General features: G+C 73.4%; 17 protein-coding genes. 9 read left to right on the forward strand and 8 right to left on the reverse strand.

The genetic code is table 11. The annotated features are described in order from the left end of the window. The first annotated feature begins 17 nt into the window (after positions 1-17). From FNV62_RS10170 to FNV62_RS10180, 3 genes are read left to right on the forward strand one after another with little or no spacing between them, the layout of a single operon-like run. Complete coding sequence (locus FNV62_RS10170) at positions 18-1,181, forward strand: AAA family ATPase (RefSeq protein ID WP_143651984.1); 1,164 nt, start codon at positions 18-20, stop codon at positions 1,179-1,181. Further along, positions 1,168-4,812, forward strand: a complete 3,645-nt coding sequence (locus tag FNV62_RS10175; protein WP_143612726.1) for a vWA domain-containing protein — start codon at positions 1,168-1,170, stop codon at positions 4,810-4,812. The genes FNV62_RS10170 and FNV62_RS10175 overlap by 14 nt, the downstream gene beginning before the upstream one ends. Continuing rightward, a complete protein-coding gene (locus FNV62_RS10180; RefSeq protein WP_143612727.1) occupies positions 4,809-6,560 on the forward strand; it encodes an SWIM zinc finger family protein in 1,752 nt (583 codons plus the stop codon). Before FNV62_RS10175 ends, FNV62_RS10180 begins: the two co-directional genes overlap by 4 nt. A 13-nt stretch (positions 6,561-6,573) precedes the next feature. Here the strand turns inward: FNV62_RS10180 and FNV62_RS10185 are convergent, their stop codons facing one another. Next, positions 6,574-7,161, reverse strand: coding sequence for a hypothetical protein (locus tag FNV62_RS10185; protein ID WP_097283647.1), 588 nt, complete (start codon positions 7,159-7,161; stop codon positions 6,574-6,576). Between the two features lie 270 nt (positions 7,162-7,431). Between FNV62_RS10185 and FNV62_RS10190 the strand changes: the two genes are divergently transcribed. Both FNV62_RS10190 and FNV62_RS10195 read left to right on the forward strand, forming a co-directional pair. Further along, entirely contained in the window at positions 7,432-8,517 is a 1,086-nt protein-coding gene (locus FNV62_RS10190; protein WP_143600787.1) for a WD40/YVTN/BNR-like repeat-containing protein, read from the forward strand. A 173-nt stretch (positions 8,518-8,690) separates the two neighbouring features. Beyond that, positions 8,691-11,138: a SpoIIE family protein phosphatase gene (locus FNV62_RS10195; RefSeq protein ID WP_375336839.1), complete on the forward strand. Its 2,448-nt coding sequence runs from the start codon at positions 8,691-8,693 to the stop codon at positions 11,136-11,138. Here FNV62_RS10195 and FNV62_RS10200 read toward each other — a convergent pair. After that, entirely contained in the window at positions 11,113-13,197 is a 2,085-nt protein-coding gene (locus FNV62_RS10200; protein ID WP_143611119.1) for a BTAD domain-containing putative transcriptional regulator, read from the reverse strand. The genes FNV62_RS10195 and FNV62_RS10200 overlap by 26 nt on opposite strands. Before the next feature lie 151 nt (positions 13,198-13,348). Here FNV62_RS10200 and FNV62_RS10205 point away from each other — a divergent pair, with 151 nt between their 5' ends. Together FNV62_RS10205 and nhaA are read left to right on the forward strand one after the other, a co-directional pair. Next, positions 13,349-14,236 carry an alpha/beta fold hydrolase gene (locus FNV62_RS10205; RefSeq protein WP_054228850.1) on the forward strand — a complete coding sequence of 296 codons (888 nt, stop codon included), beginning with the start codon at positions 13,349-13,351 and terminating at the stop codon, positions 14,234-14,236. A 163-nt stretch (positions 14,237-14,399) separates the two neighbouring features. After that, positions 14,400-16,277: a Na+/H+ antiporter NhaA gene (nhaA, locus tag FNV62_RS10210; RefSeq protein ID WP_143651985.1), complete on the forward strand. Its 1,878-nt coding sequence runs from the start codon at positions 14,400-14,402 to the stop codon at positions 16,275-16,277. Between the two features lie 390 nt (positions 16,278-16,667). On the opposite strand, the gene FNV62_RS10215 is transcribed toward nhaA, so the two are convergent. The 3 genes from FNV62_RS10215 to FNV62_RS10225 all read right to left on the reverse strand — a co-directional run bounded on the left by FNV62_RS10215 (position 16,668) and on the right by FNV62_RS10225 (position 18,985). Next, the gene (locus tag FNV62_RS10215) at positions 16,668-17,573 is read right to left on the reverse strand and encodes an NAD(+)/NADH kinase (protein ID WP_107308960.1); all 906 of its coding nucleotides are present in this window, start codon (positions 17,571-17,573) and stop codon (positions 16,668-16,670) included. Between the two features lie 190 nt (positions 17,574-17,763). Then, on the reverse strand, positions 17,764-18,060 hold the full coding sequence (locus FNV62_RS10220; protein ID WP_054229155.1) for a zinc-ribbon domain-containing protein: 297 nt from the start codon (positions 18,058-18,060) through the stop codon (positions 17,764-17,766). A 247-nt stretch (positions 18,061-18,307) separates the two neighbouring features. Then, positions 18,308-18,985, reverse strand: a complete 678-nt coding sequence (locus tag FNV62_RS10225) for a uracil-DNA glycosylase (protein ID WP_067372796.1) — start codon at positions 18,983-18,985, stop codon at positions 18,308-18,310. 167 nt (positions 18,986-19,152) lie between these two features. Between FNV62_RS10225 and FNV62_RS10230 the strand changes: the two genes are divergently transcribed. Then, entirely contained in the window at positions 19,153-20,199 is a 1,047-nt protein-coding gene (locus tag FNV62_RS10230; protein ID WP_225900220.1) for an N-acetylglucosamine kinase, read from the forward strand. Between the two features lie 167 nt (positions 20,200-20,366). Beyond that, positions 20,367-21,290: a sirohydrochlorin chelatase gene (locus FNV62_RS10235; RefSeq protein ID WP_096239944.1), complete on the forward strand. Its 924-nt coding sequence runs from the start codon at positions 20,367-20,369 to the stop codon at positions 21,288-21,290. 154 nt (positions 21,291-21,444) lie between these two features. On the opposite strand, the gene FNV62_RS10240 is transcribed toward FNV62_RS10235, so the two are convergent. The 3 genes from FNV62_RS10240 to FNV62_RS10250 all read right to left on the reverse strand — a co-directional run bounded on the left by FNV62_RS10240 (position 21,445) and on the right by FNV62_RS10250 (position 25,577). Beyond that, positions 21,445-22,491, reverse strand: coding sequence for a lactonase family protein (locus tag FNV62_RS10240; RefSeq protein ID WP_054228855.1), 1,047 nt, complete (start codon positions 22,489-22,491; stop codon positions 21,445-21,447). 62 nt (positions 22,492-22,553) lie between these two features. Next, positions 22,554-23,945 carry a nitric oxide synthase oxygenase gene (locus tag FNV62_RS10245; RefSeq protein ID WP_097283652.1) on the reverse strand — a complete coding sequence of 464 codons (1,392 nt, stop codon included), beginning with the start codon at positions 23,943-23,945 and terminating at the stop codon, positions 22,554-22,556. A gap of 135 nt (positions 23,946-24,080) precedes the next feature. Next, a complete protein-coding gene (locus FNV62_RS10250; protein WP_143612728.1) occupies positions 24,081-25,577 on the reverse strand; it encodes an FUSC family protein in 1,497 nt (498 codons plus the stop codon). Positions 25,578-25,665 lie beyond the last annotated feature (88 nt).

A 25,665-nucleotide genomic window follows, 5' to 3' on the forward strand; every position in this document is an offset into this window, starting at 1 on the left:
CGGACGTGACGGAGGCGATGGGCGTAACGGGTGTGCCGGATGTGTCGAGCGTGACGGGCGCGCGGCAGGTCGAGCTGCCCGAGGACCGTCACGCCGAGGAGCTGGCGTTTCTCGCGGCGTACGACGAGGGGCCGCGACCGCCGGGCTGGCGCCTGACCCCGCGCGCCGTGGTGACGTTCGTGTGCGGTTCGGGCGGCGAGGCGCTGAGCGGCGCGGACGGGCGACGGCTCGTCGTGTCACGGAAGTTCGTGGGTGACCGGGGACTCGTCGAGCGGTGCGTGGTGACGCTCGCGGGCGAGCGGGGTCTCCTGCTGGTCGGCGAGCCCGGCACCGCCAAGTCGATGCTCTCCGAGCTGCTGGCCGCCGCCGTGTGCGGCACCAGCGCGCTCACCGTGCAGGGCACCGCGGGCACCACGGAGGACCAGCTCAGATACGGCTGGAACTACGCGATGCTGCTCGCCGCGGGGCCGAGCCGAGCGGCCATGGTGCCCTCACCCGTGCTCACGGCGATGACCCGGGGAGCCGTCGCCCGGATCGAGGAGGTCACGCGCTGTCTGCCCGAGGTGCAGGACGCCCTGGTGTCCCTGCTGTCCGAACGGCGCATGGCGGTACCGGAGTTGGCCGGCGGTCCGGAAGGGGACGGCACGGTGCACGCCGTGCCGGGGTTCACGCTGATCGCCACGGCCAACCTCCGTGACCGCGGTGTCTCCGAGATGTCCGCCGCCCTCAAGCGCCGCTTCAACTTCGAGACCGTCGGACCGATCGACGACCTCGACGCGGAGACGGAGCTGGTCCGTGGCCAGGCCACGGCGGCGCTCGCCCGCTCGGGCGCCCGTTTCTCCGTCGACGACGCGGTGCTGGAGGCGCTGGTCACCGCCTTCCGGGATCTGCGCTCGGGCCGCAGCGCGGAGGGCTGGGAGGTCGAGCGGCCCACCACGGTGATGTCGACGGCGGAGGCGGTGCAGGTCGCCACGTCCATGGGCCTGGGCGCCGCGTATCTCGGGGACGGCCGGGATGTCGTGCGCACCCTGCCCGGCCATCTGCTCGGCACGGTACGCAAGGACGACCCGGCCGATCACGCACGGCTGCTGGGCTACTGGGACGGTCCGGTGCGGCGGCGCGCGGAGCAGGGCGCCGCGCTGTGGCGGACGCTGTGGGAGCTGCGCGATGACCTCGTGTGAGGCGGCGCCCGACTCGGCGGGGTCGCCCGAGGTGGCTCTGGAGGCCCTGGCCGGGTGTCGGGAACCGTTCCTGATCGGCGTGCGGCACCATTCACCGGCGCTCGCGGCGGCCGTGCCGGGCATGCTGTCGGCGGCGGCGCCGGAGGTGCTCCTCATCGAGCTTCCGGAGGAGTTCGCGCCGTGGCTGGAGTACCTGGGGGACCCGGCGACGGTGCCACCGGTGGCGCTGGCGGGGAGCCGGGAGCACGGCGGGGTGGTCTTTCTGCCCTTCGCCGAGTTCTCCCCGGAGCTCGCTGCGATTCGCTGGGCGAGGGAGGCACGGGTGCCGGTCGTGCCGTTCGACCTGCCCCTGGCCGCGCGGGACGCGGAGGAGCGGACGCGGGAGGTGGCGGAGGAGCCGGGTGCGGGCCGAGCGGGTGGCGGGCGTGGGCGGCTGGCGGCCGCCCTGCGAGCGCGCGCCGGAGGCCGGACGGAGGACGACCTGTGGGCGCGGCTGGTGGAGTCGGGCGCGCCGGGCGCGGCGCCGGAGGAGCTGCGGCGCGCCGCGCTGCTCGTCGGCTGGGCGTTGCGGGCGGACACCGGAGAGGACGCCGTGGACCCGTACGACCTGCGGCGCGAGGCCAATATGCGGGGTCGACTGGCCGAGTATGCGGGGCGGCGTACGGCAGCGGTGATCGGGGCGTTTCACGCGCCCGCGCTGCTGCGGGCTGGTTCCGGGCCGGTGGGTTCGGGTGCCGGATCCGCGGAGGACGTCCCCTCGGTCATCACCTCCCTCGTGCCCTACTCGTACCCGCTGCTCGACGAGCGGTCCGGGTATCCGGCGGGCATCCGTGATCCGGAGTGGCAGCGAGGGGTGTTCCGGGCGGCCGGGGAGCCGGGGCGACTGGACGACTTGCTGACCGCGACGGCTGTGCGGATCTGCGCCGCCGTCCGCGAGGCGGGACATCCCAGTGGCCCCGCCGACGCCCGGGAGGTGGTGCGGGTGGCGCGGGACTTGGCCACGCTGCGCGGGTTGCCCGCGGCGGGCCGGGGCGAGCTGGTCGAGGCGGTGCAGACCGTGCTCACGCAGGGCCAGTTGCTGGGTCGGGGGCGGGTGGTGGCCGCTGCCATGGAGCGGGTGCTCGTCGGTCACCGGCAGGGGAGACTCGCTCCTGGCACGCCACGCTCCGGCCTCGGCCCGGCGGTCGAAGGCCTCCTCGCGGAACTCTCGCTGCCCTCCGCCACCGCTCCCGCCCGTCGTGAGCTGCGGCTCGACGCGCTGCGGTCCGAACTCGACCGCCGACGCGAGATCTGTCTGCGCAGGATGGCGGTCTGCCGTGTTCCCTACGGCGAGGAGGCCGGCGTCGCGGGGGTCGGCGACGGCGCCGCGCTCACCACACGGTGGACGGTGACCTGGACGCCCTCGACCGCGGCGATGCTGGATGTGACCGGCGTTCACGGAGTGACGTTGGAACAGGCGGCAGGCGGCGTACTGGCGCGGCGACGGGCGGCGGAGCGGCGTGACGGCGGTCCGACCGCGGCCCAGGTGCTCGCCGGGCTCGAGGACGCGGCCCGCTGCGCCCTCCCGGGGCTCGCCTCGGAGCGCCTCACGGAAGTCGCCGAACTGCTGCCCGCGTCCGGCACCCTGCCCGAACTCCTCGGCGGGCTCGACCTGTTGAGCCGGATCGGCGCGGGACATGTGCCGGGGCTGCCCGCCCCCTGGGAGAAGGAGCGGATCGAGGCCGCGTACGAGGAGCTGGGCACCGCCGGTGTCCGCGCGCTCGACGGGCTGACCGGCTCCACCGACACCGCCGACGCCCGCGCTCTGGTGGACCTCGCCGCCCGGGTGGACGGCGCGGGCGGCGGACTCCGGCTCGCGGACGCCCTCGGCCGCCTGGACGAGGACGGTACGCCGCTGATCCGCGGCGCCGCGGGAGCCGCCCGGGTGCTGCTGGGGCTGCGGGAGGCGACGGAGTTCGGCACCCGGCTGGCCTCCCGTGTCGACGGTGCCGTGACTCCCGAACTCCGTTCCGACCTCGCCGCGTTCCTGCGCGGCACGCTGCTCGCCGCCGGTCCGCTGCTCGAGACGGGCGAGGCCGTGGACCCGCTCCTGGAGCGCGTCGAGTCCCTCACCGACCGGGCCTTCCTCGACCGCCTGCCGGCCCTGCGCGCCGGCTTCGACGTCCTGGCGCCGGCGGCCCGGTCGCGGATGCTCGCCGCGGTGGAGGACCGCACCGGCCGCGCGGTGGGCGAGTTGCCGGACGCGGTGGCGGAGCCGGGGTTCCTGGCCCGGATGGCGGCGGCGGATCTGGCGGGGCGGACAGCGTTGGCGACCGCGGGGTTGGACCCCTTGGGCACGGACGCGACACCGACCTCGAATCAGACCCCGCACGACAACCCCGGCGTGCCCGACAGTCCTGCCACGCCCGACAGTCCTGCCGTACGCAACAGTCCTGTGCCCAGCAGCCCTGCCGTACCCGGCATTCGCGCCGTACCGAACAGTCCCGCCGTACCGAACAGTCCCGCCGTGCCCAACAGTCTCGGCCCCGGAGATCGCTGGCGGCTCCTGCTGGGCAGGGCACGGCAGTTGACGGGTCGGGCCGGCCGGATCGCCCGCGCACTCGACGAGTTGTACGGCAGCGGACGCGGCGAGGGGGTCGCAGAGCCCGGCGACGACGGTGCCGGCGGGGGGAGCGAGGCGTCGTTCCCGGATGTGCGGAGCTGGTCCGAGGAGCTGGCGGCGCTCTTCGGACCCGGGGTACGAGAGGAGGTGCTGGCCGCGGCGGCCGACGCCGGACGCGTCGACGCCCTGCAGGAACTCGACCCCGCCTCGGCCCGCCCCTCGGTCGAGCTCCTGCGGACGGTCCTCTCGTACGCGGGAGGCATGCCCGAGCAGCAACTGGCGCGGCTTCGGCCCCTGGTGGCCCGGCTGGTCAAGGAGCTCACGGACGCCCTCGCCCACAGACTGCGGGCCGCCCTCGCAGGTCTCGCGCATCCGCGGCCCACCCGCAGACCGGGCGGCCCCCTGGATCTCGCCCGCACCGTGCGCGCGAACCTCGCGACGGCGCGCCGCGATCCGGCGACGGGAGCGGTGACGGTGCTGCCCGAGCGGCCGGTCTTCCGTACCCGGGCCCGCAAGGCGGCGGACTGGCGGCTCGTGCTGGTCGTCGATGTGTCCGGGTCCATGGAGGCGTCGACGATCTGGGCGGCGCTCACCGCGTCCGTGGTCGCCGGGGTCCCGGCACTGAGCACGCACTTCGTGGCGTTCTCGACGGAGGTCGTGGACCTCACCGACCAGGTGGACGATCCCCTCGGGCTGCTCCTCGAGGTGCGGGTCGGCGGCGGGACGAGCATCGCCCGGGGCCTGCGGCACGCGCGCTCACTGGTGACGGTTCCCTCCCGCACACTGGTCGTCCTGATCAGCGACTTCGAGGAGGGGGGTCCGGTGGGCCCGCTGCTGTCCGAGGTGCGGGCACTCGTCGACTCGGGCTGCCACGTCCTCGGCTGCGCCTCGCTGGACGACGCGGGCCGACCGCGCTACTCGGCCGGTGTGGCGGGGCAGTTGGTGGCCGCGGGCATGCCGGTGGCGGCCCTCAGCCCGCTGGAACTGGCCCGCTGGGTGGGCGAACGCATGGGAGGTACACAGCGATGACCACGCTTCCCCCGGTGACGGCCGAAGTGGCGGCCGCCGCGCTGGAGTCGCTCCCGACCCGGCTGCGTAAACGTGCCGACTCGGCCGCGGCCAAGGCGGCCAACTGGCCCGTCGCGGTCACGGACGCGACGGTCGTGGTGCGGGTCGACGACTCGACGACGGTCACTCTCACCACCACGGCCGGGGTGGTGACGTCCGCCGAGGATGCCGTGTGCAGCTGTCTGCTCGCGCCGGCGTGTCTGCATCGTGCGGCGGTCCTGACGCTGGCGCCGCTGGCGGAGGAGACGGACGGACCTGCGGCGACGGCTGTCGTGCCGTCGGACGCCGGTGACTCCACCCCTGTCGTCCCTCCGGAGACCGGGGCCGTCGACCTCACTCCCCCGCAGTCCGCGGCGGTGGACGCCCTCCGCGTGGCCGCGACCGCCGTACTGGCAGCCGGAGTGACCGGCTCCGGTGCCGTGCACCGCGCCACGCTCCTCCACGCCGCCCACTCGGCGCGCGTCGCCGGACTCCACCGCGCCGCGGCCGCGGCCGTCCGGGTGGCGCGGCGGCTCTCCGAGGCGGGCACCGGGGACCCCGCGTTCCGGCTGCCCGAACTGGCTTCGGAGCTGGCGGAGTTGCTGACCGTCGCCGTCGGGCTGCGCCGGGCGCCGGACCCGGATCTGATCGGCACCGCGCGTCGGGCCTACACGGCGAACGGTTCGCTGCGACTGCACGGTCTGTTCACCGAGCCGGTGGTGACCGCTTCGGGGTACGCGGGGGCGGTCACGTACGCCCTCGCACAGGACGGCCGGCTCCGCTCGCTGTCCGACGTGGCGCCGGGCGACGCCGACCGTGCTCGACAGGCCGCGGGCGCCGCGGTCCCCGGCGGCAGCGCCCTCACCCTGCGGGAACTGGGCGACCACGGCGGGGCGATCCTCACCGACCCGACCGTCTCGCCGGACGGGCGGATCGGCGGTGGCGGCGCGGTCCGTTCCGTACGGGCGTCGGGGGCCCGTTGGCACGAGGAGCCGCTCGCCACGCTCTGGCGGCGTTCCCCGGCCGACCAGGTGGCCGCCGCGCTGCGGTGGTCGGCCGAGCCCGCGGACGCGCGGGACGCGGGTGGTGACCTGCTCTTCCTCACCGGGACGATCACCGGCGGAGGGTTCGCCGTGGACGGTGGTCCCACGGTGCGCCTCCTGGCGCCGGACGAGCGTCCCGAACTCCCCTACGTCGAGAACCTCCGGCTTCTGGCGGGGGCCCACGGTCTGTCCCTGCGCCTCGTCGCACGGCTCACGGCGGACCGGCCGAGCGGTGTACGCGCCCTCGCCGCGGCCTGGCAGGGCGCGGACGGCGACCCGGTCCGCGCGGACCTCGGCCTGCGCCGCCTCAACCGCACCCACCTGCCCAGGACCGCAACGACCGTCATCCCTTCCACCCCAGCGCCCGCGCTTCCCACGGAACTCGACCTCCTGCGGCGGGCCGTGGACCGCGCAGTCGCGGGTGGCCGAGCCGTCACCGCCACCGTGGCCGACGGCGCACTCCCCCGTCGGCTCGCCGCGGTGGGTCTGACCACGGGGGCCGCGTGCGCGCGTGCGCTGGTGGACACCGCGTCGGACCGGCGCCATGACGCGCTGGGCCGGCTGCGGCCGGCCGACCCGGAGGCGTACGCCCGCGCCTGGCTCGCGTCGTCCATATACGCCTCGGCCGCGACGGCGTCCCTTCTCACGGCCGCGTGGGCGCCGGAGCGGAACCACGATCCGGCCTGACCCCGGGGTCTCCTCAGCCCGTCTTCCGCCCCCACAGGGGCCCGACCCGTTGCCAGTCCTCGTCCCACTGCGCCATGCGCCGTCGTTCCATTCGTCCGCGTACCAGCCGTCCGCCGATGAACGGCACACCCGCGACGCTCACCCCCACCAGCACGCCCATCAGCGCGGCACGCAGTTGGGCCTGGGAGGGTGTGGGGGGCTTGGTGACGAGGCGGCCGTCGGCGTCGGTCCATACCATCACCGGGGTGCCCGCGGGGCTGCCGACGGACACCCGGGCCTGGCCGGCGTGCGGCGAGCCGTCCGGCGCGGTCCAGTGGACCTCCGCCCACACCATGTCGGCGTCGTCGGCCGGCGCGGTCGACTTCGGCACGTCGTCGTTGAGCAACGCCGGAACGGAGTGCCACTCGGCCCGCTGCCTGGCAAGGCCGTTCTCCACGGACTGCGTCGCCAGCAGACCGGTGAGCACCCCGCCGAGCGCGGTGAGCGCCCAGGCGACGAGCACGATCCAGGCCTCCAGCACGTCACTGCGACGCCGCAACGGATTGCGCCGCCATCGCCACAGCCACACCTTCGAAGCCTTCGGACCACGGAATGCCGCCATCGATGGCATCCTCCTCACGACCGCACGGACATGCCACATCGCCCTCCCATACGGGATCGGTCCCTGCGATGCTCACAACGAGTCCCACGACCCGTGCGTTCCAGGGATCCGGTCATCCCTCGCCCACAGGCGCGTCGGCCGGGACGAGACATCGCCGATGACCGACGCCACCCGGCTGACCTGCGGAGATGTGACGTACAGGGGAGACTGTCAGTGCCGGGGTGCAGACTGGCCGATGTCTGAGACGACGTCGTCGCGGAGGTGGTCGGCATGGCCGAAGTACTGCTCACCGTCGGTACACGCAAAGGGCTGTTCATCGGACGGCGGCGCGGCGCCGCCTGGGAGTTCGACGAGAGTCCCTACTTCAACGCGCAGGCCGTGTACTCGGTCGCGATCGACACCCGCGGCGAGACACCACGACTGCTGGCCGGAGGGGACAGCGCGCACTGGGGTCCGTCCGTCTTCCACTCCGACGACCTGGGACGGACATGGACCGAACCGGCGCAGCCGGCCGTCAAGTTCCCCAAGGACACCGGGGCTTCGCTGGAGCGGGTGTGGCAGTTGCACCCGGCGGCGGCCGAGCCGGACGTGGTGTACGCGGGCACGGAGCCGGCCGCGCTCTACCGCTCCGAGGACAGAGGCGAGTCCTTCGAGCTGGTACGGCCCCTGTGGGAGCACCCCACCCGGTCACAGTGGGTGCCGGGCGGCGGTGGCGAGGGGCTGCACACCGTCCTCACCGACCAGCGCGACCCCAGGGCCGTCACGGTCGCCGTCTCCACGGCGGGGGTGTTCCGTACACATGACGGCGGAGCGAGCTGGGAGCCGTCCAACTCCGGCGTCTCCGCGGTGTTCCTGCCGGATCCGAACCCGGAGTTCGGTCAGTGCGTGCACAAGATCGCACAGGACGCGTCGACCCCGGACCGGCTCTACCTCCAGAACCACTGGGGTGTGTACCGCAGCGACGACGCGGGCGGCGAGTGGACCGACATCGGCGCGGACCTGCCGTCCACCTTCGGGTTCGCGGTGGCCGCGCATCCGCACCGCGGCGACACGGCGTACGTCTTCCCGATCAACGCGGACGCGGACCGCGTCCCTGCCGACCGGCGCTGTCGTGTCTTCCGCACACAGGACGCCGGCAGAACGTGGGATCCGCTGACCGCGGGTCTGCCCACGGAGGACCACTACGGCACGGTGCTGCGCGACGCGCTCTGCACGGACGGCGCGGACCCGGCGGGTGTGTACTTCGGCAATCGCAACGGCGAGGTGTACGCGTCGGCGGACGACGGGGACAGCTGGCGGCAACTGGCCTCACATCTGCCGGACGTGCTGTGCGTACGCGCCGCGGTCGTCGGCTGAGGCCCGGGAGCCGCCCCTGGGACGACATCCGGCACCGGTCACCCGGCGTGGTGATGCCGACCCGACCGGTAGCGAATTCACCGTGTCGAACGGTCCCTTGCGCCGCTGGCGCGCCGCTGCGGGAGGCGCGAGCATGGAGGTATGGGGATGGCGGTGAAGACGTGACACCTGCGATTCCGGAATCGGGCGAAGGTCCCGGCACAGAGCCCTATATCGGTGTGGAAGAAGCAGCCTCGGACACGGCGGCGATCGTCACCCTGGCCGGCACGGTGATCGGCTGGACCAGAAGCGCGGAAGAACTCCTCGGTCGTTCGGCCCGCGAGGTCGTCGGAGGCTCCGTCGGCCGTCTGCTCGCCGTGCCCGAAGACCCCCGCCGTGTAGCGGCGGTCATGGAACGCTGTCGTGAGGGCCAGCCCTGGAGCGGAGAGGTCACGCTGTCCCATCGCGACGGCCGTCGTGTCGAAGTGAATCTGCGGGTTTCCGCGTCGTTCCAGGTCGGCGACGACGAGTGTTTTCTCCTCTCGGCACGGGAGCGCGTCACGCGCTGGGCCATGGGGCAGTCCGTGCTGGACGGGTTCCTGACCCGCTCGCCCGTGGGAATGGCCATCGTGGACATGGACCTGCGCTGCACCTGGGTCAACAACACCCTGGAGAGCATCGGCGGCATACCGCGTGAGCAGCGTCTGGGCCGGCGCCTGACCGACCTCTTCCCGGGCCTCCATGCGGAGACCCTCGAGGACGTGATGCGCAAGGTACTGCGGAGCGGCGAGCCGGTCAGCGACTTCGAGTACCTGGGCTGGAGCTGGGCCGATCCGCATCGGCAGCACGCCTACTCCACGTCGTTCTTCCCCCTGATGGACGTCGAGGGCGCCGTCACGGACATCTGCTACATGGTGCTGGACGTCACCGACCGGTGGAACGCACGCCAGCTGATTTCCATGGTCAATGAAGCCGGCGCCTGTGTGGGCAGCACCCTGGACGTCATGGAGACGGCCCAGGAGCTGGCCGACTTCGCCGTGCCCCGGTTCGCCGACTTCGCCATCGTGGATCTGCTGGAGCCCGTCCTCAGCACCGAGGGGCACGGACCCTGGCTCTCCGACACGGGTCCGGCGGTGACGGGGCCGGTGATGCGGCGGGCGGGCATGAGTTCCGTACGGGAGGGGTGTCCGGAGGCGGTCGCCCAGGTCGGCGATCCGGTGGACTTCATCCCTCCCCCGCACGATCTCGACCTCCTCGTGAGCGGCGAGCCCGTCCTCATACCGGTGCTGAACCCCGACAACCCCCAATGGGTCGTGGAACAGCCGTCCAGGACCTCGACCATGCGCGAGTTCGGACTTCACTCACTCATCTCCGTGCCGATGCGGGCACGGGACACCATCCTCGGCCTCACCACCTTCGTCCGCTCGCAGAACCCGGCTCCCTTCACCTCCGACGACGTACTGCTCGCCCGGGAACTGGTCGCACGGGCGGCCGTCTGCGTCGACAACGCCCGCCGCTACACACGCGAGCACCACGCCACGCTGACGCTCCAGCGCAGCCTTCTGCCCCATACGCTGGAGGGCGGCATGGCCGTGGACGTGGCCTCCATGTATCTGCCCGCGGACGCCAAGGATGGGGTGGGCGGGGACTGGTTCGATGTCATCCCGTTGTCCGGAGCCCGAGTCGGCCTCGTCGTGGGCGATGTGGTCGGCCACGGTCTGAGTGCGGCCGCCACGATGGGCCGGCTGCGTACCGCGGTGCAGACGCTCGCCGACATGGATCTGCCGCCCGACGAGCTCCTGGCCCACCTCGACGACCTGGTGCTCCGCCTCAGCGAGGAGGAGTCCCACGACGCGTCGGCCGACCTGATCCGGACCACGGTGATGGGTGCCACCTGCCTGTACGCCATCTACGACCCGGTCACACGGAACTGCACGCTCGCCCGGGCCGGCCATCCGCCGCCGGTCCTCGTCACCCCGGAGGGCCGGGTCAGCTTCCCGGAACTGCCGGCCGGTCCGCCACTGGGGCTGGGTGGACTGCCGTTCGAGGCAGTCGACATCGAACTCGCCGAGAACAGCCTGATCGGCCTCTACACCGACGGCCTCATCGAAGGCGGCGAGCGGGACGTCGAGGTCGGAATGGCCCATCTCAGGGACGCTCTGTGTCCTTGCGATCTCCCGCTCGAGACGCTCTGCGCCAACGTTCGGGGGATGACCTCCACACCGCAGTCCGACGACGCCGCGTTCCTCGTGGCGCGCACGCACGCGCTCAGCGCCGACCACGTCGCCTCGTGGGACGTGGCCTCCGATCCCGCCGCCGTGGCGGGAGCCCGCGCCCTCGCCACCCGCCAACTCCGTGCATGGGGACTGGAAGAGCTGGCGATGGCGACCGAACTCGTCGTCAGCGAGTTGGTCACCAACGCGGTGCGCTACGCCCCGGGCCCCGTGCGACTGCGGCTGTTGCGCGCATCCCGTCTGATCTGCGAGGTCACCGACACCAGCAACAGCTCCCCGCGGCTGCGGCACGCCCGGACCACTGACGAAGGGGGACGCGGCCTCTTCCTCGTCGCCCAGCTCACCCACCGCTGGGGCACCCGGTACACACACGAGGGAAAGATCATCTGGGCGGAACTGGACTCGTAGGCGCCCGCAGCGCGGTGGTGATGTCGGCGAGGTGGTCCTCGACGGGGCCGAGGGTGATCAGGCCGCTGCCCGCGCCGGCGAGTTCCCCGGCGGCCGGCAGCAGGCGGGCGCGGGCCCGCTCCAGGACGTCCCGGTCTCCGACCTCCAGCGCGACCACGGCCTCCAGGCAGCAGCACGCCTCGTACATCAGGTCGCGCGGCGGCTCCGGGAGCGCGCGCAGTGCCGCCCGGGCCTCGGCCCGGCGCCCGGATGCCAGCAAGGCGAAGGGCGCGGCCCAAGGGCGGTACGGGCCCCAGTCCGCCCCCAGGTCGATCTCGACCGGCCCTGGATCGGAACCTCGTGGACCGGTACCCCATGGACCGGTATCCCCTCGACCGGGAGCCCCTGGGCCAGTTTCCCCTGAATCGGTGTCGGACCACGTCCTCCTGTGCCGCACCCGCAGGCACAGCAGGGCGAGCGGAAGAAGTCCACGCTCCAGGCCCGGCATCCCTGCGCCGTCCAGCCGTGCGGCGGCGTCCCGGTAGGCGGTCTCGGCCCCCGCCGGTTGCCCGGACGCGGCCAGCCGCAACGCCCGGTACCACTGGGTGAAGACGCTCGCGAGCGGCAGCTCGTGGCGCTCGGCCAGCCGGTCCACGGCGGCGGCATGGCGGTCGGCCGCGGCGAAGTCGGCCAGCGCGCCGCGTGCCTGGAGCCGGATGAGGTGACCGAGTACCTCATAGGTCACCAGGTCGTGCCGGGCTGCCAGTTCGACCAGCTCCGCGCCGATCTCGTCACGCCGTGGGGCCAGGCCCGCGCGGGTGAAGGACTGCATGAACGCCCCGTTCAGCGCGAACGCCAGCAGCGCGGGATCGTCGAGACGACGGGCGATCTCCTCCGCCTCGCGGGCGGCCTGGGGACCGCGTGGTGCCCGGCTGCCGCGTGTCTCCAGGGCGATCGTGGCCAGCAGGCGGCACCGCGCGGCCTCGTGCGCGTCGCCCGGCAAAGCGGTGAGGGCGCGCTCGGCGGCATCGACGATCCGTCGGGCCTGCTCCGGATCGTCGTTGCGGGTCCAGATCGCGGGGACGTCGTAGGCGCCGATCACCCGGGCGGTCAGGTCCGGGTCGCCGAACTCCTCCGCCGCCGCGATGGCCTCCATACGGTGCTGCCTGGCGGCCGCCAGCCCACCGCCCCCGGTGACCGCGAGGTTGCGGATCAGGCTCACCGTCGTCTCCAACCGGGCCCGGGCACCGGCGGCGACCGTACGGTCGTAGGCCGCCGCCGTCCGTGTCCACAGCCGGGCCGCGGTCGCCGTCGGCCCGGCCGGAGGATCGAGCCCGGGGTCCTGGGCGAGGATGTCCGCCTCCAGGCGGCGCAGCCGCGGCCCGGGGTCCACCCCCAACTGGTCGGCCAGAACCGCCCGGGCTCTGCGCAGCACGCCCAGCGCATCCCCCTGACGGTCCTGCCGGTACAGCGCCAGCGCCAGCAGCCGCCAGGCGTCCTCGCGCCAGGGGTGAGCGGTGAGGTGTACGTCCAGGTCGGGCACCGCCTCGGCGGCCAGGCCGAGGTCCAGCTGCGTCCGGGCCCGCTGCTCCACCGCCTGGAGCCGCAGCTCGGCGAGGCGGGAGCGCTCGCCCCGGGCCCAGTCCTCCTCCTCGAACTCGGCGTACGCGGGCCCGCGCCACAGGGCCAGCGCCTCCTCCAGTCGCGGCAGCGCTTGCGAGGCCGGCAACCGCGTGGCGGCGCCGACGGCCGTCTCGAAGCACCAGGCGTCCACGGCGTCCGGCTCCGGGCGCAACGCGTACCCGGGGCCGTCCGTGACCAGCAGCCGGGCGGGGGCCCGGGACGGACGGTCCGGCTCCAGGACGCGTCGCAGCGCGGCGACAAAGGTCTGTACGGCGCCCACGGCGCCGGGCGGGGGATCCGTCCACAGGTCGCCGACCAGGTGGGTGACAGGGACGACCCGGCGGCGGGCCACCACCAGCCGGGCCAGCACGGCCCGGTGCCTCGGTCCCTTCAGCGCGAGCGCGCGGCCGTCGCTCTCGGCCACGGTCGGTCCGAGCACACCGAACGCGACCCGCACCCTGCTCGCCTCTCCCGACACCCTCGCCACGGTACTGCGCCGACGACCTGCTGATCACGTGCTGAGCACGCGCTGATCACCTGCTGATTCGCGCCCGGCAGGCTCGTCGCGTCCGTCACCTTCCGCTTCCGCCTCCCAGAAAGGGCGAACCATGGCACCGACCATCCCCGGCTTCGACTACCGGCGGGTCCCCGTCGCCGACCATGTCGCGCTCCACGTCGCCGTCGCCGGATCCGGCAGCCCGATCGTGCTGCTGCACGGATTCCCGCAGACGCACCTGATGTGGCGGCACGTGGCCACCGACCTCGCGGCCGACCACACCGTCATCTGTCCCGACCTGCGGGGCTACGGCGCCAGCGACAAGCCCGTCGACACCGGCGCCGACGGGAACGCGTACGCCAAGCGCACCATGGCCGCCGACGTCGTCTCGCTCGCCCGCGCCCTGGGCCACGAGCGTTTCGCCCTGGCGGGGCACGACCGGGGCGCGCTGGTCGCCATCCGCGCGGGCCTCGACCACCCCGAGGCGATCACCCATCTCGCCTCGCTCGACGTGCTGCCCACGCTGGACATGTGGGACGTGATGCACGGCACCGGCGCGGCCGTCGGCTTCCACCTCTACCTGATGGCCCAGCCGCCGGGTCTGCCCGAGCGGATGATCCACGCCGCCGCGGACGTCTTCTTCGGTCATTTCCTCGACATCTGGACGCGGGACCCGAGGGCGATCCCGGACGAGATCCGCGCCGCCTACCTGGCGGCTTCCCGCGCGGCCGTCCCCTCCATCGTCGCCGACTACCGCGCCTCGGCCGGCATCGACGTCGAGCACGACCGGGCCGACCGTGCTGCCGGGAACCGGCTGCGGATGCCCGTGGCCGTTCTCCAGCAGGACTGGGGCGCGGCTCTCGGCTTCGACGCCGCCGCGCGGTGGCGCGCCTGGGCGCCCGACCTGCGGCACACGACCGTCTCCTGCGGGCACTTCATGGCCGAGGAGGCCCCCGCCGACGTCGTCAAGGCCATCAGGGACCTCGTCGCCGACCACTGAGCGGACCTCTTCCTCGGCCACCGAGCTGACCTCTTCCCCGGCCACCGAGCGGATCTCCTCACCGAGCACTGCGCGGATCTCCCCACCGACACCGTTTCGCCGCGTGCCGGACCACGCGCGGGGCGAGAATCAGGGGGTGACTGTGCCAGCCGAGACCTCGCCCATGTCGGGGCAGACCGTGTGCGGCAAGGACGGGCGCGGTCCGCTGCGCTCCTTCCTGCAGACCGAGACCGGCAGTGCCGCGGTTCTGCTGGCCGCCACCCTCGCGGCCCTCGCCTGGGCCAACATGGGGCCGGGCACGTACGAGGCCTTCTGGAGCACCGAACTGTCGGTCCGCCTCGGGGCGGGCGAGGTCTCCCTGGGCCTGCGGGAGTGGGTGAACAGCGGGCTGATGACGCTGTTCTTCTTCGTCGTGGGACTCGAGGCGCGCCGGGAGTTCGACCTGGGCGAGTTGCGGGAGCGCAGAAGGGTCACGCTGCCGCTGCTCGCCGGGCTCAGCGGCATGGTCGTGCCGATCGCGATCTACCTGGCTCTCAACGCGGGCCACGACTCCCTGCACGGCTGGGGCGCCGCCATGTCGACGGACACGGCCTTCGCCCTGGGCATGCTGGCCCTCTTCGGGGCACGGCTGCCCGACAGTCTTCGGGTCTTCATCCTCACCATCTCCGTCGTGGACGACTTCCTGGCCCTGGCCGTGATCGCCGTCGCCTACAGCGGCGCCCTGGTCCTGCCCGCGCTGCTGACGGCGCTCGGCCTCTTCGCGGCCGTCGTGCTGGTGCGGCGCACCCTCGGGGTACGGGTTCCCGCGCTGTACGCGGTGCTGGGCGCGGCGGTGTGGGTAGCGCTGCTCAAGTCGGGGGTGGACCCGGTCGTGACCGGGCTCGCGATGGGCCTGCTCACCTACGCCTACCCCGCCGAGCGCGTCGACCTGGAACGAGCCAGCCGTCTCTTCCGGCGCTTCCGCGAGCAGCCGACGCCGGAACTGGAGCGCTCCGTACGGCGCGGGATCGCCTCGACGCTCTCGCCCAACGAGCGGCTCACGCGGATGTTCCACCCCTGGACGAGCTATGTGATCGTGCCGCTGTTCGCCCTCGCCAACGCCGGCATCACCATCAGCGCCGGCCAGTTGGCCCACGCCTTCACCTCCCCGATCGCCCTCGGCATCCTCCTCGGCTACGTGCTCGGCAAGCCGCTCGGCATCATCGGCGCCACCTGGCTCACCACACGCGCCAGCCGCGGGCGGCTGCACCCGCCGGTCGGCTGGGGCGCCATCACCGCGGGCGGCACCCTGGCGGGAGTGGGGTTCACCGTGTCCCTGCTGATCGCGACCCTCGCCTTCCACGGGGCCCGGCTGGCGGAGGCGAAGATCGGCATCCTCGCCGCCGTGGTGGGCGCGTTCCTCCTCACTTGGCTGGTCACCTCGGTGATCGGCGCCCTTCCCAAGCGTTCCCGTGTCCGGGCCCTCCTCGGTACGGGCACCACCATCGTCGACCTCAGCGACCCCGTGGACGTGGACCGCGACCACGTGCGCGGCCCGCTGGAGGCGCCCGTGACGCTCGTCGAGTACGGGGACTTCGAGTGCTCGTACTGCGGCTTGGCCGAGCCCGTGGTGCGAGAGCTGCTCGCCGACTTCGGCGACGTGCGCTACGTGTGGCGGCATCTGCCGCTGACCGATGTCCATCCGAACGCCCAGTTCGCCGCGGAGGCCGCCGAGGCCGCGGCCCACCAGGACGGGTACTGGGATATGCACGATCTGCTGATGCAGCACCAGGGTGACCTGCGGCCGAAGGACCTGCTCCGCTACGCCGAGGAGATCGGCCTCGACGTCGAACGCTTCCGAAAGGATCTCCGCGAAGGCACGGGGACGGCCAGGGTCGCGGCGGACGTGGAGTCCGCCGACCTCAGCGGTGTCTCGGGCACCCCGACGTTCTTCGTCAACGGCCGCCGCCACTACGGCGCCTACGACATCGCCTCGCTGTCGGCGGCGGTGCGCGCCGCGCGGCAACGGGCGGCGCTTCAAGGGGTCGGCCGGCAGGACTGAGCCCCGATCAGGGCGAGGCAGGTCGCTCTCCCGTGCGCCGCCGGTCCACGGCGGGTGGGCCCGTACGTATTCCTCGACCCGGCCCTCGTCCCCGGGCAGGCCGAAGAGCTGCAGCAGGGCCGCGGCGTCCGCCTGGCCGGCGTGGGCCGCCAGAGCCCGCAGCTTGTGGGGCCAGAAGTCGGAGACGACGGCGACATCGAGCGGGGGGATCCAGGCGTCGGGTCCGAGGGCGGCCTCCGCCAGGGCCCGCACCGCTTTCAGACTCGAGAGCGACACGGCGATGTAGTACAGCTTCGGCAGGCTCCGCGCCATGGACCCTTCCGTCGGCGGCTCACCCTGCCCAAGGCCGCCTCCCTCGGGTCGGCCGCTGTGCCGCTCGAGACGCGCTCTTCAGCGCCCCGTCGAGGGGTCGGCGGAGTCCCGGGAGGTTCGCCCGCCCGCCTCGATACTTCCCTTGATGCCGAGTTTTCTGCGTGCTCGCTGGTAGAACGTCGTACCGCCCAGGCGCACGACATGAGCCGCCGCGGGGCACGCCGACACGGTGACCCGGTCGCCCGCGTCGAGGTAGCCGAGCACCTCGCCGTCGACCTCGACCGCCAGTCGCCCGGTCGTGGGGAGCAGTTCGAGGGTGACGTCCTCGTCCGCGGGCAGGGCGAGCGCCCGGTCGAACGACGAGTGCGCGCTGGCCGGGACGACCAGGATGGCTTCCACCCGGGGCGAGAGGATCGGGCCGCCCGCGGCGAAGCTGTACGCCGTGGATCCGGTCGAGGTGGAGACCACGACGGCGTCGGCGGCGTAGCGGATGAACTCCTCGTCCTGGAGCCGGATCGCGATGGCGGCCATGCCGCTGCCGGGCACCCGTACGAGGGCGATGTCGTTGAACGCGCGGACCTCGCGCCCGTCCGGGAGGCGCGTTCGTACGGCCATCCGGGCCTCGGTGGTGAACTGGCCGCTGTCGATCCGGTCCAGCGCGGACTGGAGCTCGTCGACATCGATCTCCGCGAGGAAGCCCAGTCGGCCCAGGTTGACGCCGAGCACCGGAGTGGCGCTTCCGGACAGCAGCCTCATGGAACGGAGCATGGTTCCGTCCCCGCCGAGACTGACGATCAGATCGGCCCGGGCGACGAGGTCCTGATCCGGTACGGCCACGGCGCTGCAGTCGATGCGGCCCACCTCGTCCGGCAGCCCCAGCACCTCGGCGTCGTTCTTGCGGGCCCACTGCACGACCGACTCGATGACCGGTCCCGGATTGCGCCGGGGATGCAGGATCAGGCCGATCGATCCGATCAGACCCATGAGAGGGTTCCCTTCCGTCGAGACGCCATGTCCAAGTAGTCCATCATTGCCCGATGAGGGGCATGTGCGACCTATGCGGCACGGAATGCAGCCTGGACGACTCATACGGAAGGGGTCGGCGGCGGACCGGCGCCGTCCGCGGGGAGCACGGCGCCGTCGACGTACCGCCGGGTCGGTCCCCGCCCCCGGCTCAGGCCTGGTACGGCTGCTGGGGCTGCTGCGGCTGGCCGTACTGCTGGGCGGCGTGCGCGCTCGCGGCCTGCGCCTGCAGCTGCTCCGCCTGCTCCTTGGTCGCCTTCTGTTCCGCGCCGCAGAAGGTGCACTGCGTCGCGTACTTCGACGAGATCGGGAACAGCGGCACGAAGAACAGCGTGAACTTCGTGACACGCTTGCGGAGCGTGTGCGCCGAGGGATTGCCGCAGCGGCCACACACCAGCGTCATTATCGCGAGCTGGTACAGGTATCCCCTGGTGCCAAAAATGATCATGCTGTTGGTCCCTCCCGGGTCGGTGCGGACGATCTGCGGAATGCAGTCGCGGAGCACAGTCTCGTGCACGTCGACGCGCTCGCCGCCGGCGGGGTTGCACGACACCGCCCGGAAGTCCGGCGGGAGTTCGAACGGTCGTTCCCGGGCCACGGGGCCGACGGGCACCGCCTCGCGCCGGTGCCCCGCCCACGCCGCCCGCCCACGCGCCCCGGAACCCGTGCGGGTGGCACGAGATCCGGTGACCGCTCTACGGCAGGCGCCAGTCCACCGGCTGGACGCCCTGCCTCTCCAACAGCTCGTTGGCCCGGCTGAACGGACGCGAGCCGAAGAAACCGCGGTCGGCCGACATCGGTGAGGGGTGCGCGGACTCGATCGCCGGGAGATCCCCGAGCAGCGGCCGCAGATTGCGGGCGTCACGCCCCCACAGGATCGACACCAGCGGCTTCTCCCGCGCGACCAGCGCCCGGATCGCCTGCTCCGTGACCTCTTCCCAGCCCTTGCCCCGGTGCGCCGCGGGCTGGCGGGGCGCCGTCGTCAGCGCTCTGTTGAGCAGCAGCACCCCCTGCTCGGTCCAGGGCGTCAGATCGCCGTTGGACGGCCTGGGCAGCCCCAGGTCCGTGTGCAGCTCCCGGAAGATGTTCTCCAGGCTGCCCGGCAGCGAACGCACCTCGGGCGACACGGCGAAACTCAGCCCGATGGCCATCCCCGGTGTGGGATAGGGATCCTGGCCGACGATCAACACGCGGACGTCGTCGAAGGGCTGCTGGAAGGCCCGCAGGACATTCGCCCCGGCCGGGAGATAGGTCCGGCCCGCCGCTATCTCGGCCCGGAGGAAGTCCCCCATGGCGGCGATGCGTTCGGCCGCAGGTTCCAGGGCCTTCGCCCAGCCTGCTTCGATGAGTTCATGCAAGGGTCGTGGTGCCACGACGTGCCACTCTACTGGCACACGCCGTGACGCATTCATACGGATTCATACGGACGAGCGCCGCGCGCGGACCCGCCTCTCGGCGCTAGTCTTCCACCGCGCCGAGATCATCGAGCCGGTCCAGCCGATCGCCCAGGCGGCCGGTCAGCAGAGAGGAGGGGAGCCTGTTGCGTCCCTCCCACGCGTCGGTCGGTGTGCTGGCGGTGGACTCGGGTGGCTCGGGGCTGCGGGCGGCACTGGCCGTGCACGGGCATGTCGTCGGCGTTCCACTGACCTCCAAGGAGCCGGTCCGCACCGGCCCGCGCGGCATCGACGCCGGACATCTGCTGGAGCAACTGCTCCCGATGGCCCGGGAGTTGATGGCGGCCACCGGGACGGAGGAACTGGGGGCCGTCGCCGTCGGAGCGGCGGGGCTCGCCACCCTCGGCGACGCTCTGCGGGCCGAGCTGCCCTCAGCGCTGGAGCGCGAACTCGGCGTGCGGCGGCTCGCGTTGGCCGCGGACGCGGTGACCGCGTACGTGGGCGCGCTCGGCCCCCGGCCGGGCGCGGTGATCGCCGCGGGCACCGGGATGATCGCTGTCGGCACCGATCTGGGCGGCTGGCGCAGGGCGGACGGCTGGGGCCATCTGCTCGGTGACTGCGGCGGTGGGGCGTGGATCGGCCGCGCCGGGCTCGAGGCGGCCCTGCGGGCCTTCGACGGACGCCCGGGCGGGTCGGCGGAGTTGCTGGCGCGGGCCGAGGAGATGTTCGGGCCGGTGGCCGGGTTGCCGGGCAAGCTGTATCCACGCACCGACCGGCCCGCCGTACTCGCCTCCTTCGCGCCCGAAGTGGCCGCGTGCGCCGCGTCCACCGTCGGCGACCCCGTCGCGCGCGACCTGATGCGCGCCGCCGCCCGGCATCTGGCCGACTCCGCGGCCGCCGTCTGCCCGGACACCGGGGAGGACCGGGTCGCCCTCACCGGGGGCCTGTTCAAGATGGGCGACCCCCTCCTCGTACCGCTGCGCGCGGAGTTGACGGACCGGGTGCCGCACGCCCGGCAGGTACCGGCCGCGGGCACTCCGTTGGACGGCGCCGTACGTATCGCCGTCGACCTGGCGGGCGACCGGCTCACGCTCCCCCGCGACGAACACATGCTTTACGTGATGACCGAAAAGGGCACAACCTCGCCATCCGTCCCCCGAAAGGGGGATTCACCCACCCTGTCGGACAAGTGAAGTTGACTCCCGCACCGGTTGCCACAGGAGCACCACAGCACCGGCGAGTCCAGCCACACCGATCATTTCTGATCCACGCGTAACTCATCAGACAAAAGGGGACGGATACCGCTCACCTGCACCCTCCCCGAACAGGGGAGCCCAAGAAACCAGTAACATGCGTCGCCATGAGCTCCCCCACTGGGCCCGCGTCCGGCCTGCCAGTACGAATGCCGCGACCTCGCCAGCCCGGGCGGCACCGCCGACCCGAGCCGCTGGCGGCTCCCGAGGGCGCGCCTGCGCTCGTCCTCGCGGTGCCGGGCACCTCCAGCGCGGCCACGCGCAGCCTCGCCGAGGAGGTCGTGAGCATCGCGCGCTCCGAGCTGCCCGGCCTCGACGCCCGGATCGGGTACCTCGACGGGGACGACGCCGAGTTCCCCACGCTGCAGTCCGTGCTCACGCGTGCCGCCGAGGAGCGCACCGCCCGCTATGAGCAGGCCCGTGCCGCCGGTGCGGACGTGACCCAGCCCGACGGCCCCGTCGCCGTCGTGGTGCCCCTGCTCGCCGGCCCGGACAACGCGTTGCTGCGCCGGGTCCGCCAGGCCGTCATGGAGAGCCGGATCGCGGCCGACCTGACCGACGTTCTCGGCCCCCACCCGCTGCTCGCGGAGGCGCTGCACGTGCGTCTGTCCGAGGCGGGTCTGGCGCGCGCCGACCGTGCCCGGCTGTTCACCGTGGCCACGGCCGCCGACGGCATCATCCTCGCCTCCGTGGGCGGCGAGGAGGCCGTACAGGCGGCCGGGATCACCGGCATGCTGCTCGCCGCGCGGCTCGCCGTGCCGGTGATGGCGGCGGCGCTGGACGAGGAGGGCGCGATCGCGGCCACCGCCGAGCAGCTGCGCGGCTCGGGTTCCCAGCAGCTCGCCCTGGCTCCGTACCTGATCGGACCGGAGATCGACGCCGGCCTGCTGGACGCGGCCGCCAAGGAGGCGGGCTGCTCCGCCGCCGAGGCGCTCGGCCCGTACCCGGCGATCGGCAAGCTCGCGCTGGCCAAGTACACGACTGCGCTGGGCATCGCCCCGCAGCAGCCGCAGGGCGCGCCGGTCCGCTGACCGCCCAGGCACCACCCCTCGCACGTCGAAGGGCCCGCTCCTGTCACAGGAGCGGGCCCTTCTCTCGTCGGCTCTCTCGCGTCTCCGCGTCTCGTACGTCGGCAGTTCGTACGTCGGCGACTCGCGCCTCGGCAGCGGGGCACCGCCGGGCGGCTCAGCCGAGGACCACGCAGGACGCCGCCGGAACCTCCACCGAGCCGCCCCGTCGCGGCACCCCCGTGTCCGGGTCGACCGCGAACCAGGTCACGTCCCCCGAGCGCTCGTTGGCGGCGTACAGGAAGCGCCCCGAGGGGTCGAGGGCCAGCGCGCGCGGCCAGGTGCCGCCGCAGGGCACCGTCGCGACCAGCCGCAGCCCTTCGCCCACCGCGTCGGGCGTGAGCACGGAGACGACGTCCTGGCCGCGGGTGGCGGTCCACACGAAGCGCCCGTCGGGCGACACCACGATGCCCGAGGGGTACGCGTCACCGTCCGGGACCCCCGAGAGCACCGGCGTCTCCCCGACGGGGCGCAGAGAGCCTTCCTGGGCGCTCCAGCGGCAGACGGTGACCGTGGGGGCGAGTTCGTTGAGCACGTACGCGTGTTCGCCACGGGGGTGGAAGACCAGGTGACGGGGCCCGGAGCCGGGGCGCAGCGCGATCTCGCGGTGCAGCGTGAGCCGGCCGCCGTCCAGCGCGCACACCCGCACGGAGTCCGTGCCGAGGTCGACGCTGACGGCCCAGCGCCCGCTCGGGTCGGGCTGTACCTGGTGGGCGTGCGGGCTCTGCTGGCGCCGGGTGTGCGGGCCGCGGCCCTTGTGCTGGAGCACGCTGGAGGCGGCGCCGACGAGCGTGCCGTCGTCGCGCACGGGCAGGGCGGTGACGCTGCCGGAGCCGTAGTTGGCGGTCAGGACGTGTCCCGCGAACACGCTGAGGTGCGTGGGGCCGCTGCCTCCGACGGAGACCAACGGCCCGGCGGGCTTCGGTTCGTCGCCGTCCACGCGGTACGCGGCCACCGCGCCGTCGGCCGTCTCGCTGACCGCGTAGAGCATGTCGTGGGCGGGCGACAGGGCGAGGTACGAGGGATCGGGTACGCCGTCCACCGCGCTCAGGAGGGTCAGCGCGCCGCTGCCGCGGTCCACGGCCGCGGTGAGGACGCCGGGGCCTCCCGCCGCCGTGAACGAGCCGATGAACGCCCGCTGTTCCCGCGTGCCGCCGTCTGCCACTGCCGTTCCCCTCTCGGTCCCGCGCTCTCCGGGGCCGACGGTAGCAGTCGGCGACCAACGGTCTAGACCAAGGGTCCGCCCGCCTCCCCGAGCGCCCGTGCGCGCGCCTCCGGGTGGTGGACGTAGGCCGGATGCCGTTCCACGGTCTCGTAGGTGCGGTGGAAGACGGGGGTGGCGCTGCCCGAGATGGGCGGCACGATCCACGACCAGTCCGCGCCGACCCGGCGGCCCTTGCGCTCCTCGCGGCCGAGGTGGGTGAGGAAGCGCCGGGACTCGGTGTGGTGGTCGGTGACGGTGACGCCCGCGTGGTCGAAGGAGTGCAGGACGGAGCGGTTGAGTTCGACGAGCGCGCGGTCCTTCCACAGCGAGCGGTCGGTGCGGGTGTCGAGGCCCAGGCGGTCGGCGAGGTAGGGCAGGAGGTTGTAGCGGTCGGTGTCGGCGAGGTTGCGGGCGCCTATCTCGGTGCCCATGTACCAGCCGTTGAACGGGGCCGCCGGATAGCAGATGCCGCCGATCTCCAGGCACATGTTGGCGAGCGCGGGCACGGCGTGCCAGCGCAGTCCGAGCGAGCGCCACCAGGTGTACTCGGGGTGGGCGAGCTCCACTTCGAGCACCGCGTCCTGGGGCAGCGTGAACCAGCGGGGTCGCTCGTCGGGTTTGCCGTCGGCGCCCTGGACCACCAGCGGCAGGACGTCGAACGGGGTGCCGGGGCCGCCGGGCCAGCCGAGCCGCCGGGCCAGCGCGGTGAGGCCCGCGTTGCGCGGATCGCCGGTCACGCCACCGTCCGGGCGGGCGTAACCGGCGTAGCGGATGAGCTGTTCGTTCCAGATCCGTGGCCCCGGGCGGCCCGGCCGGTCGGGCGCGAAGACGGTGATGAGCGCCCTGATCCGGCCCTCGCCCGCGGCCTCCCGCAGATGGTCGGCCGACGCCTCGGCGACGTCCTCGGCCGTCCGAACGTCCCTGCGGTCACGGACGCACAGGGAGCGCCAGTACAGGCGCCCGATGCAGCGGTTGGCGTTGCGCCAGGCGACGCGGGCACCGAAGGCGAGTTCCTCGGTGGTGTGGCGGTAGGTGCCGGTCTCCGCGATCTCGGCCCGCGCGGCGGCGATGCGCCGGGCCGGGTCGCCGAGGCGCTCCTCGGTGTGGCGGAGCGTGAGGAACTCGGCGGCGGCGCGCAGGAGTGCGTACGGCGGCGAGTCGTCGTGCGACGTCGGGGCGGCGGAACGGCCCGGCACGGGTGTCAGGCGCCCGCCGAGACCCGGGACGGACGGCTCCGCCCGCCGGGAACCGACGGCGTGCGGCAGTGCCGTCGGCGTCGCACCGTGCGTCCTGCGACCTGCCGGCACACGGTCCAGCCAGCCGCCCGGCCCCTCGGCCCACGGCGTCGGGTACCGCGCGCTCCCGTCGTCGCCGAAGCGCTCTTCCTGTCCGGTTCCTCGCGGGAAGTCCCGCATGGTGCCACCCCCAAGCGGCTTGGCCCGCGGGCCGCTCCCGCACGATCCGCGGGTTCCGTGCGTCCGATAGCCGCGGGGTTACCCCGCCCGGGCGGTGATCCACCCTCTACGTGGCCCGTGCACGTGACTCGCCTGTCAGACGCGAACGGGGTGCGAAGCACGGGGGTGCAGGAGGGGCGCGGCGAGTTCGGCGAGTGCCCGCTCGAGCCCGTGCAGGTGTGCGAGTACCGGCTCTTCCAGGGGAGGTGTTCCGGCCTGGACCGTGATCCGCCGCGGTTCGGGCGAGGTGAGTGCCTCGACGGCCCGCTCGACGCGCTCGCACGCGAGGGTGAGGCGGTGGTCGCCGGAGGCCACGGGGTCCGACGCGATGGCGGCGAGGCCCCGTACCTCCCGCGCGCAGGTGTTCAGCGCCACGAGTACCTGGCGCGCCCTGCGGCCACGGGCGCGCAGGGGATTGAGGGGGTGCAGAAGGGGCGTGAGCGAGAGCCGCACCTTGTTCAGCACCGTCTCCAGCTCCGCGACGCGTGCCGCGGGGTCGGCGGCGCAGGAACCGTTCAGACGGGCCGCGGCCTCGGTCGTGCAGGCGTGGACGCACTGGATCGCCCGCACGATCCAGGCGTCCGTCGTGGCGTGCGTGGTGATCGGCAGCACGAGCAGGACCGCCAGCGCGGCGCCGATCGCCCCGATGCCGGTCTCCGCCAGACGCAGCACGACCAGATGCTGGTCCAGCACGCCGAACATCCCGTACAGCAGTTCGGCCATCACCGTCACCGCGAGCATCATCCAGGTGTACGAGACCGCGGCACTGTAGAAGATGACGAACACACACACGGCGAGCAGGGCCACGGTCGGTACGGGCGCACCGTGCAGGGGGACGACGACCGAGGCACCGAGGGCGATGCCGATCACCGTTCCGAGGACCCGGCGGTAGCCGCGGATCAGGGTCTCGCCGCGCGAGGTGGTGTTGACGAAGATCCACCACGCGGCGCCGACGGCCCAGTACCAGCGCTCCTGGGACAGCAGGCTTCCGACGCCCAGGGCGAACGCGGCGGCCACGACGGCCTGGACCGCCTGGCGGGTGGTGGGACGGGCGAGGCCCCGGCCGGCCGAGGGGGCGGGCGCCCCGGCGGGCGGCATCCGGCGCTCGTAGCACCACAGTCCGAATCGGACCGCCGAGGAGGCGAGGAGCGCGAGCAGTACGGCGCCGTACAGCTCGGGCAGTCGCGCCGGCACGGTGTGCAGGAACTGCGCCATGAAGAAGGCCATGAACCCGAAGACGCCTAGGGCATGGCCGCGCGCGCCCCAGCGCCGGGCGTACACGCCGGCGCCGACGACGGCGAGGAAGGCCGCGCCGCGCGCCGTCGGGTGGTCGTGCAGGGTGGCCGCGAGAGCCAGGACCGGAAGGCCCACCACGGGCAGCAGCGCCGTCGTCGCCAGCTGTCCGCGCACCGTGGCGTCGGTGACCGTGAAGAGGGCGAGCAGCGCCGCGAGTCCCCCCGCGACCACGCCCGCGAGGGAGGAGCCGGCCGCACCGCACAGAGCCACCGCCAGGCCGATGCCGAGGACGGCCCGGACGGCGCCGCGCAGCCGCAGCCGGCCCGGGTCCGGTGCCACGAACACCCTCTTCAGCACTGTTTCCCCGCCCCTTGAGCTCAGCCTGTACTTCAGGCATGCAAAAGGCGCCGCGGGGGTCCCGCAGCGCCATCGACCTGCCCATCAC

The organism is Streptomyces sp. RLB3-17 (assembly GCF_007113425.2).
In the GTDB taxonomy this organism is placed as follows: Bacteria; Actinomycetota; Actinomycetes; order Streptomycetales; family Streptomycetaceae; genus Streptomyces; species Streptomyces mirabilis_D.